Source organism: Desulfonatronospira sp. (assembly GCA_003563255.1).
Classification (GTDB): domain Bacteria; phylum Desulfobacterota; class Desulfovibrionia; order Desulfovibrionales; family Desulfonatronovibrionaceae; genus Desulfonatronospira.
Window position 1 is genome coordinate 1 of record PWSL01000336.1, and the last position, 11,850, is coordinate 11,850.

At 51.4% G+C, this 11,850-nt stretch carries 12 protein-coding genes; 7 read left to right on the top strand and 5 right to left on the bottom strand.

What is annotated here, in order from left to right; genetic code table 11:
• Window positions 1-338 precede the first annotated feature (338 nt).
• The 7 genes from flgB (at window position 339) to QZP87_RS09700 (ending at window position 7,024) form a co-directional block, all read left to right on the top strand.
• Complete coding sequence (gene flgB, locus QZP87_RS09670) at window positions 339-749, top strand: flagellar basal body rod protein FlgB (protein WP_291322712.1); 411 nt, start codon at window positions 339-341, stop codon at window positions 747-749.
• Window positions 749-1,189, top strand: a complete 441-nt coding sequence (gene flgC, locus QZP87_RS09675) for a flagellar basal body rod protein FlgC (RefSeq protein WP_291322713.1) — start codon at window positions 749-751, stop codon at window positions 1,187-1,189. The genes flgB and flgC overlap by 1 nt, the downstream gene beginning before the upstream one ends.
• Before the next feature lie 62 nt (window positions 1,190-1,251).
• Window positions 1,252-1,569, top strand: coding sequence for a flagellar hook-basal body complex protein FliE (fliE, locus tag QZP87_RS09680; protein ID WP_291322714.1), 318 nt, complete (start codon window positions 1,252-1,254; stop codon window positions 1,567-1,569).
• A 733-nt stretch (window positions 1,570-2,302) separates the two neighbouring features.
• Entirely contained in the window at window positions 2,303-3,904 is a 1,602-nt protein-coding gene (fliF, locus tag QZP87_RS09685) for a flagellar basal-body MS-ring/collar protein FliF (protein WP_291322715.1), read from the top strand.
• The gene (gene fliG / locus QZP87_RS09690) at window positions 3,905-4,912 is read left to right on the top strand and encodes a flagellar motor switch protein FliG (RefSeq protein ID WP_291322716.1); all 1,008 of its coding nucleotides are present in this window, start codon (window positions 3,905-3,907) and stop codon (window positions 4,910-4,912) included.
• Window positions 4,899-5,627 carry a FliH/SctL family protein gene (locus QZP87_RS09695; RefSeq protein WP_291322717.1) on the top strand — a complete coding sequence of 243 codons (729 nt, stop codon included), beginning with the start codon at window positions 4,899-4,901 and terminating at the stop codon, window positions 5,625-5,627. The genes fliG and QZP87_RS09695 overlap by 14 nt, the downstream gene beginning before the upstream one ends.
• A complete protein-coding gene (locus QZP87_RS09700) occupies window positions 5,624-7,024 on the top strand; it encodes a FliI/YscN family ATPase (RefSeq protein WP_291322718.1) in 1,401 nt (466 codons plus the stop codon). Before QZP87_RS09695 ends, QZP87_RS09700 begins: the two co-directional genes overlap by 4 nt.
• A 24-nt stretch (window positions 7,025-7,048) precedes the next feature.
• Here the strand turns inward: QZP87_RS09700 and rfaE2 are convergent, their stop codons facing one another.
• The 5 genes from rfaE2 to QZP87_RS09725 form a co-directional block, all read right to left on the bottom strand.
• Window positions 7,049-7,552, bottom strand: a complete 504-nt coding sequence (gene rfaE2, locus QZP87_RS09705) for a D-glycero-beta-D-manno-heptose 1-phosphate adenylyltransferase (protein WP_291322719.1) — start codon at window positions 7,550-7,552, stop codon at window positions 7,049-7,051.
• 68 nt (window positions 7,553-7,620) lie between these two features.
• Complete coding sequence (gene hemW / locus QZP87_RS09710; RefSeq protein ID WP_291322720.1) at window positions 7,621-8,748, bottom strand: radical SAM family heme chaperone HemW; 1,128 nt, start codon at window positions 8,746-8,748, stop codon at window positions 7,621-7,623.
• A gap of 18 nt (window positions 8,749-8,766) precedes the next feature.
• Window positions 8,767-9,324, bottom strand: a complete 558-nt coding sequence (locus QZP87_RS09715) for an epoxyqueuosine reductase QueH (RefSeq protein WP_291322721.1) — start codon at window positions 9,322-9,324, stop codon at window positions 8,767-8,769.
• Between the two features lie 4 nt (window positions 9,325-9,328).
• Window positions 9,329-10,795 (bottom strand): Rne/Rng family ribonuclease, encoded by a 1,467-nt coding sequence (locus QZP87_RS09720; RefSeq protein WP_291322722.1) that lies wholly within the window; start codon window positions 10,793-10,795, stop codon window positions 9,329-9,331.
• 1 nt (window position 10,796) lies between these two features.
• Window positions 10,797-11,732, bottom strand: coding sequence for a radical SAM protein (locus QZP87_RS09725; protein WP_291322723.1), 936 nt, complete (start codon window positions 11,730-11,732; stop codon window positions 10,797-10,799).
• Window positions 11,733-11,850 lie beyond the last annotated feature (118 nt).

Here is an 11,850-nt window from a genome sequence, read left to right on the forward strand (position 1 = left end):
GGACTGGCTCTTCCGGGACCCACTTGTCCCAAAAAATGAGATACTTTAAGCACAAAATGATGCTCAAGTGGGTCCCGGAGTGCCTGTCCCCTGCTTTCCTTAAAAGCGCTAAACAGATACACCAAGATCATTTGGATTAAAAATAAGTGCGGGGGTTGCCTGTCCCCAATTGAGGCAGGTATAATATTTTATTAGTTTCGCTGTAGTGATACTTCAGGGATAAGAAAAAGAGTGAGCTTCCCTGTGATGGAACAGGAGTTGCTAGTACCTGAAAAAAGGTAAAAGAACCGGCTTTTTTTTCGTATGTTTAATAAGCTTATTGTTAAGGAGAACAACTGATGAAAGCTTTATTCGGCAATTATATCCATGTGACTTCCAAGGTGCTGGACATGCGTCTTGAGCGTCAAAATGTTGTCTCTTCTAATCTGGCAAACGTCAAAACCCCTGGATATCGGGCCAGGCGGGTGGAGTTTGAAGAGCAGCTGCAGTCGGCTCTGAACCTGGATGCCAGAGGAAAAGTAGACCGTACCAATCCCGGGCACTTACCGGCCACTTTTGATCCCCGAAGTTTCAACGCCGAGTTTATAAAAAGCATGGAGCCCAGGGTGTATCAGGGTGAGGACGCCGTGGACCTGGACAAGGAGATGTCCATCATGTCTCAGAATACATTGATGTATAATGCCCTGAGTATGATACAGCAGAAGAATTTCCATGGGTTGAAAACAATCATATCCGAAGGAGGACAATAATGAGCTTCATGGCATCTCTGGACATAGGAGCATCAGCCCTTAGCGCTGAACGAACTCATTTAAACGTGATTTCCATGAACCTGGCCAACGCCAATACCACCCGCACGCCGGAGGGAGGGCCTTATGAGCGGAAGAGCGTCCTTTTCAGGGCCACCCCCCTGGAAACCCCTTTCGGCAAGGCCATGCAGACCGAGCTTGAAAGAGAATTGCGCGGTGTCAAGGCCCAGAAAGTCATGTTCGACAACCGTCCCTTTAAAATGGTCTATGATCCGGCCCATCCCGATGCCAATGGGGAGGGCTACGTAAAAACCCCTGATATTAATGTAGTGGAAGAAATGGCCAACATGTTGACAGCCATGCGCACATACGAGGCCAACGTAGCCTCCATAACCAACACCAAGAACATGTTCAACAAGGCCCTGGAAATCGGGCGGGGTTAAGCCCGGTCAGGAAAAACCTGTGCTTGAAGCTCAGGTGAAAGGATGGAATCAAGGAGAATAACATGTCTGTTTCACCCATGGCCCTGAAGGCCTACACTGAAGCTATGCAGACCGGTCAAAATATCGCCGGCGGGAAATTGAAAGGGAGCAACAGAGTTCACAACGATTTTGCAGATACCCTGCAGTCTTCCTTGAAAGAAGTAAATAATCTCCAGGTCAACAAAAATGCAATGATAGAGTCCTTTGCTTCGGGAAAAAGTCAGAATGTGCATGAGCTTATGATCAGCATGGAGAAGGCCGGGGTGGCTATGCGTATGACCTCAGCTGTACGAAACAAGGTCCTGGAAAGTTACAGAGAACTGATGCAGATGCCTTTTTAATAGCGTCCCACCCGGGCGGACCGGGAACGAACCGATAAGTAACTGACACCCCTCGTTCCCAGGCTCCAGCCTGGAAACGTTTAGTTCTTGCGGCTCCAGCCGCTTCTTCAAAATGGGGCTGGAGCCACAAAAAAGTGATGTCCCCAGGCAGGAGTCTGGGAACAAGAGCAAATATCCTCAAATTTGTAAGTGCCTGATTTTATTACCAATACGATTGTAGTTACTTAGAAGAAATCTGGTTTTTCCGTATCTGTTTAGCGCTTTGCATGTGGCATGGTGACTGGCTCTCCCCGCACTTATTTTTAGTGACTTACTCCTGAGACCCTGTCATATAAAACAAGAAAAATTTCGAACAGAGACGGGGTTTCAGCGTCTGGTAATGGGACTGTCCCCGCTAAGATCCAACCAGATAAAAGGCAACCAGTTTTGTGAATTAAAGATTTCAGTAACCAAAAAAATGTTGACGCGGGGACTGTCCCAATTGGGATAAGAGCACTTCTTTTTCTTGGGTTGCGGGCATAGCCTGCTTTAGCTGATGTGTAGATCATTACTGAAAAATAAGTGCGGGGGTGCCTGTCCCCTGCTTTCCTTAAAAGCGCTAAACAGATACGTTTTTCCTGATAACAAAGAAGAGATAACTCAGGTCGCGGGCAAAGCCCGCGTTTGATTCTCTCGAATTACTTTTGCAGAAACCGCCAAACCTGAACTCAGAACAGAATATGAGGATTTCAACATGCCCCCGTTTATTCAAAATCTTCAGGAAAAAGTCACAGGCCTCTGGCTCGAGAGTTCCCTTCCGCAGCGTATCCTGGTGGCTGGGCTGGGGCTTTCGGTTATAACAGCCTTTATCCTTCTAATGCTTTTTGTCACCAGGCCTGACTACCGGGTTTTGTCGTCGGATCTTTATCCCGAAGATGCCTCCAGGGTGGTGGATGTTCTGGAACGGGAAAATGTCCGCTACCAGCTTGAGGATGACGGCACCACAATTCTGGTGCCGGCGGAAGATATGCACAAAATGCGCCTGGCCATTTCCAGGGAAGGTGTGTTGCGGGGTAAGGGATTGGGATTTGAGCTTTTTGACGATACCGGGATCGGGCAGACCGATTTTGTGCAGAATGTTAATTATCAGCGTGCCCTGCAGGGAGAACTGGCCAGGACCATATCGGAGTTCACCGAGGTGGAGCACGCCAGGGTGCACCTGGTTATGCCTGAAAGGAGCCTTTTCATTCAAGAACAGACGCCGCCTTCAGCTTCCATAGTGCTGCAGCTAAGTACCGGACAGAGGCTGGAGTCAGGGCAGATCCAGAGTATCGTCAACCTGGTGGTGACAGGCGTGGAGGGCATGCACAGGGACAGGATCACCATATCAGACACCAGGGGCAGGGTCCTGTATGAACCCAAGGAAGACGTGCTGGACGGTATGAGCAGCACCCAGTTGGAGTATCAGCTCAACTTTCAAAGGGACCTTGAAAGACGCATAGAACATATGCTGACACCTTTTGCCGGTCCGGGCAGGGTTATAGCCAAAGTAAACGCAGACCTGGATTTTGACAGGCGAACCACTAGACAGGAGATTTTTGATCCCGATGGCAGCGTAGTCAGAAGTGAACAGAGATCAGCTGAGGAAAGCAGTGGAGCAACTTTTATGGAGGAGGGTGTCCCGGAACCCGATTTTCAGCAGGGGTTTGACGGACCCGCCACAACCCAGGAAACTTCAAGAACAAGCCGTACTACCAACTTTGAGATCAGCCGGGAAGAACATAATATTGTGGCTTCAGTGGGCAGCGTTGAAAGGCTGAGTGTTGCTGTACTGGTTGATGGCGAATATGTGGTGAATGATGCCGGGGAAATGGTTTATGAGCCGCTGGCGGACGAAGAGGTACAACTTATCCGGCAGTTGGTGGAGAGAGCGGTGGGCTTTGACCTGGAGCGCGGCGACAGCATTGAGGTCAGCAGCGTATCTTTCGGGATACCCGAAGTCGACCCCGAACCTACGCTTATGGACAACCTGGCCCAGTATTTCCAGACTTTTGGAAAACCACTTCTTAATGCCCTTATTGTTTTACTTTTTCTCCTTCTTGTGGTACGTCCAATAATTATGACAATCTTGAAGCCAAAGGTTGAAGAAGAAGAAGGAGAGGAAGCCGAAGGTCTGCCCCAGGCCGCCGAAAGGGAAGCTCTGGCTCCAGGCATGGGTGACGAAGAAGTCGAAGGCATGCAGGACCAGAAAAGGATTGAAGGTATCAAGGCCTTTGCATCCCAACTGGCTGAGGAAAACTTTGATCAGGCCTTTGCCGTGGTTAAGAAATGGCTTAAAGAGGAGAAGGTGGTATAAGTGCCTCAGGATAAATTAAGCGGCGTCCAGAAAACCGCCATCCTGCTTTTGGCCCTGGGAGACAGCTTTACAGCGGAAGTCTTCAAGCGCCTGGATAAAAATGAGATTACCAGTGTTTCCAAAGCCATGCTTGAAATGGAAGCCGTGCCCAAGGAAAAAGCTGAGGAGGTTCTTAAGGAGTTCAATCAGACCCTGATCGAGGGTCAGGAAATGCTTATGGGCGGGCCTGACCATGTCAAGAGAATGCTGACCAAACTGCTTGACTCTGATACCGCCAAATATGTTATGGATGCTCTGGAACTGGATACGGGCCCTGCTCCTTTCCGTGAGCTCATCAATGTCAGTCCCAAGATCCTGGCCCAGATTCTGAGAAACGAACATCCCCAGACCCTGGCCCTGATATCCGGCCACCTGCCTTCGGATAATGCCGCAGAACTGCTTCAGAATCTGCCCCACGGCATACGTACCGAGGTGCTGATGCGCCTGGCCAGGCTGGAGGCTGTTCCCGAAGATATGCTTATGGAGGTGGACAAGGTGCTTCAGAGTCAACTCATTGCTATAGGGGCGAAAGAAGGTCGCAAGGTCGGTGGCATTCCGGCGGTTGCAGAGATCCTCAATTCAGTTGAGCGAAGCATCGAAGAAGAAGTCCTTTCAGATATCGAGGAAGAATCCGCTCAGCTGGCTGAAGATATTCGCCAGCTTATGTTTGTGTTCGAGGATATCCAGGGGCTGGACGACAGAGCCATACGCGAACTCTTAAAGGAAATCAGCAACGAGGACTTGACCCTGGCTCTGAAGACCTCATCTGAAGAGTTGATGAACAAGTTTCTGTCCAATCTCTCGGAGCGGGCTGCAGGCATGATTATGGAAGACCTGGAAATCATGGGCCCGGCCAAATTGTCAGACGTGGAGGCGGCTCAGCAGAATATTGTAAAGTCGGTACGCAGGCTGGAGGCCGAGGGCCGGGTGGTTATTGCAGGCAAGGGAGGCGGAGATGTCCTTGTCTGATAATGCCGGCGGAGCCAGAATGGGCCGTGTGATTTACGGTCTGCAGAGCAGGAGACTGGATGAGATTGACAGGGAGGCGGCTAGTTCAGTCAGGGTAGGTACCCAGGAGGACGAACAGAAGTTTTTGCTGCGGGTCAAGCAAAAAGCCATGGACAAGGCTTCGAGCATCTTGAATCAGGCCCTGGAAGACGCCGTGCAGATCCGGGATGATTCATTCAGGCAAGGATATGCAGAAGGTCTGAAAAAGGCCGGGGAAGAGATAGAAAAGCAGAAAAAGGATCTGACCCAACAGTTTGAAAAAATTTTGACCCAGATGCAGAAGGAAAAAAAGGCCATCTACGACAGACATCGTGAAGACCTGGTAATGGTTATGCTGGCCGGCCTGGAAAAGGTAGTGGGATATAAAATCCAGGAGGATTATGTCCGGATCATGGATTATCTTTTGCTTGAATCTCTGGAAATGATGGAGCATTCCAGGGAAATTACCATTAGTGTAAATGAAAAAGATCAGGATCTCGTCAAAGAGCTTCTGGAAAAAGTAGTGGAAAGCCGACCGGAATATGCCGGCTGCAGGATCAAGGCTTCAAAAAAAATTAAGCAGGGAGGAGTTGTGCTGGAAAGCGGCCGGGGTATGGTGGATAATACCCTGGACAACAGGTACAGCAAGGTGAAAGAACTAGTGGACAAGGTGTCTCTGAAAGAGGAAAGTTCATGAGTCTGGCCCCCCGAGCATGTCTGGATCTGGTACGGGACTTGAATCCGGTCATGACCTATGGCAAGGTTTCCAAGGTTGTAGGCCTGGTGGTCGAAGGCAGGGGTTTAAAGACCCCCCTTGGCTCCATATGCCAGCTTCTCCCGGATGAGGTCCACGGCGACAACCCCATCAATGCCGAAGCAGTGGGGTTCCGTGAAGGTTCTGTGCTGTTCATGCCTTATGGTGATATGAGAGGCATCAGGCCCGGAAGCTTGATACGCAATTCTTCCATGCCGCCGCTTTTTCCGGTGGGCGGCAGGTATTTGAATCATGCGGTGGATGCATTCGGCAACCCCCTGCAGGATGAACACTCGATTACCCCCAAAGAGTATTACCCTCTCTACGCCGAGCCTTTAAACCCCTTGGAGAGACCCAGGATAGACCAACCCCTGGACGTGGGGATAAAGTCAATAAATTCCCTGCTGACCCTGGGTAAAGGCCAGCGCATAGGAATCATGGCTGGTTCCGGTGTGGGCAAGAGCACAGCCATGGGCATGATGGCCAGATATACGGAAGCCGATGTGAATGTCATCGCCCTGGTGGGAGAGCGCGGCAGAGAGGTATTGGAATTTATTGAAAAAGACCTGGGGCCCGAGGGTATGACCAGGTCCGTCCTGGTGGTGGCTACTTCAGACCAGGGTCCCCTCATAAGGATGCGGGCGGCTTATGCTGCTACCGCCGTGGCTGAATATTTCCGGGACCAGGGCAAGGATGTACTGCTGATGATGGATTCCGTGACCAGGTTTGCCATGGCCGCCCGTGAAGTGGGTCTGGCCGCTGGTGAGCCTCCCACCACCCGGGGGTATACCCCTACGGTGTTTTCCCATCTGCCCAAACTCCTGGAACGTACCGGCAAGAGCAGCAAGGGAAGCATTACCGGAATTTACACGGTCCTGGTGGAAGGAGACGACTTCAACGAGCCCATCGCCGATGCCGTGCGCTCCATCCTGGACGGGCACATTGTTCTGACCCGGGAACTGGCTGACCAGGGACATTTTCCGGCCATCGACGTGCTTAAAAGCGTCAGCAGGTTGAGAAAGGACGTCACCCCGGAAGAGGTGGTTCAGGCCGGGCAGAAGATTATCCGCCTTATGGCCGCCTACGAAAAGGTGGAAGACATGATCAACATCGGGGCCTATGTCAAGGGCAACAATCAGGAAATAGACCAGGCTGTAAGGTTGATAAGACCCATCAATGATTTTCTGCGCCAGGACATTAATGAGAAATTTACTTTGCAGCAGAGTTATCAGCAGATGCAGGCCCTTTTACACCTGGATGAGCCTGGAGATAACAAAAACAACACCGGGGCCAAAAAAAGCACGGGCAATACCAGGAAACAGGCAGGGCGCAGGAAATAGGCCTGCCACCGGGGATGAATTGGATCAGCCCTGGGTTGTTTCTTGTTTTTGTCCAGCCCTGGTGATCCGGTCCAGGATCCCGGTGGTGGAATATCCCGGGGTCAGAGGAATACTTTGGACCTCTCCGCCCAGTCCCTGCACGATATCCCTGCCAACGATCCGATCCAGGGGCCAGTCCCCTCCCTTGACCAGCACCTGTGGGCGAACCCTCTGAATGAGCCTGTAAGGTGTATCTTCGTCAAAAATCAGCACGTAGTCCACACAACCCAGGCCGGCCAGGACCCTGGCGCGGTCGGCCACAGCATTCACAGGCCGGTTCTGGTTTGGTTTGATGCGTTTTACCGAGCCGTCGCTGTTTATGCCCACAACCAGCAAGTCCCCCAGCAAGCGCGCCCTTTCCAGATAATCCACGTGTCCGGCATGCAGGATGTCAAAGCAGCCGTTGGTGAATACAATTGTTTGACCCTGGAGGTTCTGCATGTGGTCTGCAAAGCCCTGGATGCTGATGATTTTATTCTTGCTGTTCATATGGTTTGCTACCTTCATACTGATGTGGGCCCAGAGGCTGGTGAAGCAATATTGCTGTAGTGAAAGTGTTATTCCATGAATTTTTCCAGAATGCTGTTGCTCACCAGCATACCGTTTCTGGTAAGACGCAGGTAGCCATGGGCCATCCTGATGAGGTTATTTCGGTGCAGGACCTGGATTATATCTGCGTATTTGCGGCTGAAGCTCACCCCGCTGAGTTTTTTGTAATCGTTCAGATTCAGCCCCCTTGATGTTCTAAGAGAAAGCAGGACCAGTTCGTTGAGCTGCTGAGCGTGGGAAAGGTTTTCAGATTCCGTTTCCCTGAAATCAGCCTGACCAAGAACCTGGTAATCACGCAAGGCAGACGGGTTTCTCCACCTGACACCTTGATGCGATGAGACCGCCGAGGGTCCAACTCCCAGGAATGGTTCACCCGCCCAGTATCCCATGTTGTGCTTACAGCCAAAGCCCATGACAGCGAAATTGGATATCTCATACTGCAGATAACCGCATGATTCCAGATATTCGGCTCCGTGCATGTACATTCTGGCCTGGGTACGTTCCCCGGGCAAGGCGGTCTCTTTTGTTTTGACCCTGGCTGTGAGCCTGGTACCGGGTTCCAGTCCCAGGCCGTAGCAGGAGAGATGGTCAGGTCCGGCCTGGACTGCCTGCGCGAGCTCAGAAAGCCATCCTTTCAGGGTCTGGCCGGGAATACCCCAGATCAGGTCCAGGCTCATTCGGGCAAAACCTGCTTCCCGGATCATGCGCATCGCCTTGAGGGCCTGCCTGGTATCGTGGCCTCTTTCCAGGACTTTTAAGAGCTGGTCGTCCAGGCTCTGGATTCCCAGACTGATCCTGTTTATCCCCATGGAGGCGAGCACTTTCAGGTCTATATCACCCTGAATATTTTCTGGGTTGGCCTCCAGGGTGAATTCGCATCCGGGCAAAGGGTCGAAGTGTTTATAGACCGCCTCTACAATACGGGCAAGGGACTTCTGAGGCAACACTGTGGGGGTGCCGCCTCCGATATAGATACTGCTGATTCTTGTATTCTGCACCTGCCTGCTGCGGACCTGCAGTTCCTGCTGTACAAGCTGCAGGTAAACCCCGGCAGGCTCCTGGATGTACTCCTGGGAGGCAAATGCACAATAAGCGCACCTGCCGCGGCAGAAGGGGACATGGACGTAAAGCAGCATGGTTTCTCAGAAGGCTTATTATTGTTCATCAGAGGGGCCCAGTTTGCCCCTGAATCTTTCAAATTCGCTATATATACAGCCGCAATAATTCTGGCGATAAAGCCCCATGGCGCGGGACTGTTCATTTCCCTGGTGCCACCCGGTGCGAAAATCCTGGTCCAGGAATGTGCATTTCCCGGTTTCCAGGGATTTGCCGAGCATCTGGATCTGCTCAAAGGGCTGTATCCTGCTGAACATGAGAGTGGTGGCAAAAAAAGCAAACCCGCCCCGGAGGGCGACTGACCGGGTGCGCTCCAGACGCATCTGTTGGCAGAGAAAACACCGGTTGTCCTCACGAAAAACCACCTGGCGCAAAAAAAACCTGGGTTCTGCATCCCGGTCCTGAAAAATGATCCTGATTCCAAGCTCCCCGGCAGCCATTTCCGCCGCCTCTCTTCTTAAGAGATACTCCTGCAGGGGCTGGATGTTGGGGTTGTAAAAAAGTCCCATAACTTCGTATCCCTGTTCCAGAAGCACTCTGACGGGATAGACCGAGCAGGGGCCGCAGCAGACATGTAAAAGAACCCTTGGCCTCAATGCACTATTCCTCCCTGGGGAGAATGACTATCTGGTTCTCAAACTGCTGCTCCATATTGAACAGTTTATCTCTTTTGTTGTTCAGGAGATAGATGGCCAGATCAAGGTCTACCTGATACTTCAGGGGCGAAGGGCAGTTTTTCATTCTAAGCATCCTGTAAATATTTTTCTGGGCCTGCAGGGCCTGCCATTCCATGTTGCGGACTGTCCCGGTACCCTGGCAGCGCTGACAACCCTCCATGATAACGGACAAGGCGGAAATACCCAGCCTTTGGCGTACCAGCTGGATGAGTCCGAATCTAGACATGCGGCTTACATCGGTGCGGGCCTTATCGGACTTGAGGGCGGCGCGCAGGGTTTTTTCCACCTGGCTTATATGTTTTTTGTCCCGCATTTCAATGAAATCTATGACAATCTGTCCCCCGACATCCCGCAGCATCAGCTGCCTGGGGATATTTTCAGCTGCCTCCAGGTTGGTTTTGTAGGCCATTTCGCGAAAATCCTTTTCTCCGCCTACTTTTCCCGAATTGATATCCACGGCCATCAGGGCTTCCGTCTGGTCAAAAACCAGACGCCCCCCACTGGGAAGCTCCACTTCTCTGGAAAAAATCTGGTTGATCTGTGTTTCCAGATTGAAACGTTCCATAAGGGTCTTTTCGGGGTCATTGTGAATGCGGACCATCTTTTTGCGCCTTGGAAAGCTCAGGCTTACAAATTCCTGCACCTGCTGTACCACTTCCTCGTTGTCCACCCAGATCTCGGAGACGTCCTCAGTGAGATAGTCCCGAACTGCCCTGAAAGCCAGGTCCTTTTCTTCGTAGATCAGCGCCGGGCTTTTTTCGGACACCCCCTTTTTTCGGACTTCCTTCCACAAGCGTTTCAGAAACTGCAGGTCCCTGGACAGGGATGTCTTGTTCTGTCCCTCGCTGACTGTGCGAACGATTACCCCCAGGCCTTCGTCCAGTTTCAGTTCCTGCACTATACCCTTGAGCCTTTCCCTTTCTTTTTCGTCTTCGATTTTCCTGGAGATGCCAAGCTGTTCACGTCCCGGGGTCAATACAAAATAGCGCCCGGGCAGAGAGAGGTAGGTGGTAAGAAACGCCCCCTTGTTGCCGGTTGGTTCCTTGACTACCTGCACCAGGAGTTCCTGGCCGGGCTTGAGGACCTTCTGCAGCGGGGGGTATTTGTAGCCCTTGGCGGGGGTGACCTCAGACTGGTAATATTCAGGGTGCACTTCATCCACCTGAAGAAATCCGTTCTTGCCGGAACCGTAATTGATGAATGCAGCTTGCAGAGCCTGATCTACGTTGTGAATTTTGCCCTTGTAAATATTGCCCTTGGTTTTGATCTGCCCCAGCATCTCCACGTAATACTCCTGGATGACCCCGTCCAGGGACAGTGCCAGCTCGATCTGCTCACCAGGCAGAACGCTCAAAAACATCTTCCTTTTTCGTTTTTTTGCGGTACTCATTTTAATTTCCTTTAATTATATAAAATTTGTGTTTACCATTGTCATGGACCTGAATTTCGCCGTTGCCGGCCAGGGTCTCCAGAACGGTTGCTGTTTCCCCGGGGGCTGTGCCCAGGGCGGTACAGATCTGTTGCAGGGTTTGAGGTCTGCGGCGTATAGAATCAAGTATAGTCGAGGGCCGGGCGGACCTTTTCTTCACAGGATGCTTTTGCCGGACCTGTACGGACCGAATGGCCGCTTTCAGCGTCTGCCGCCAATCCTGCAGGGTCTTATGGTCTGGAGCTTTCTGTTTAATATGCGCCCCTGGACGGCTCATGCATGTCAGGTCCACCCGCTGATGCTGCAGGTCTTTTATAAAGAGAGCTGTTTTTTCCAGGTTCTCCAGGGAATCGTTGATCCCGGACACCAGCAGGATTTCGAGCAAGACCTGCCCGGAAAAATCATTGCAGAAAAGTTGCAACCCCCTGATAATATCATGGATTTGCAAGCCGCAACAGGGTCGATTCAAAAGCAAAAATTCGTCCTGGATCAAAGTGTCCAGAGATGGCAGCAGAGTATCTGCCTGCATGAGTTCTTTTCGTACCTGAGCGTCTGCAAGCAGCGAAGAATTGGTCAGTACTGCCACAGGGATGTGAGGTGCAAGCTTTTTGACGCCATGGATAATTTCCCCCAGCCCAAGATTCAAACAGGGTTCGCCCTCTCCCCCCAGGGTGATATGATCCGGCTCTGTTTCAGGGTTTTCGGCCAGCCAGTCCTTAAATTCCGCCAGTACAGACCCGGGATCTGCATAATTTTTTCTTTCCATAGTCTTATGCAGGGTCGGCCCGGACTCGCAGTACAGACAGTCGAAAGAGCAGATCCGGCCTCCCAGGAGGTCGATTCCCAGGGATCTGCCCAGCCTGGATGATAGAACCGGTCCAAATATATAATCAGGCATTGCAGGTATGACCTCCTGTACAAATGCTTGACATTTCAACAGCCTTGAGATCCTGTACAAAACAGGCTATAATGTTTTTTCTGGTATCTGTTCACTTGAGATTTCAAATAGTTATACC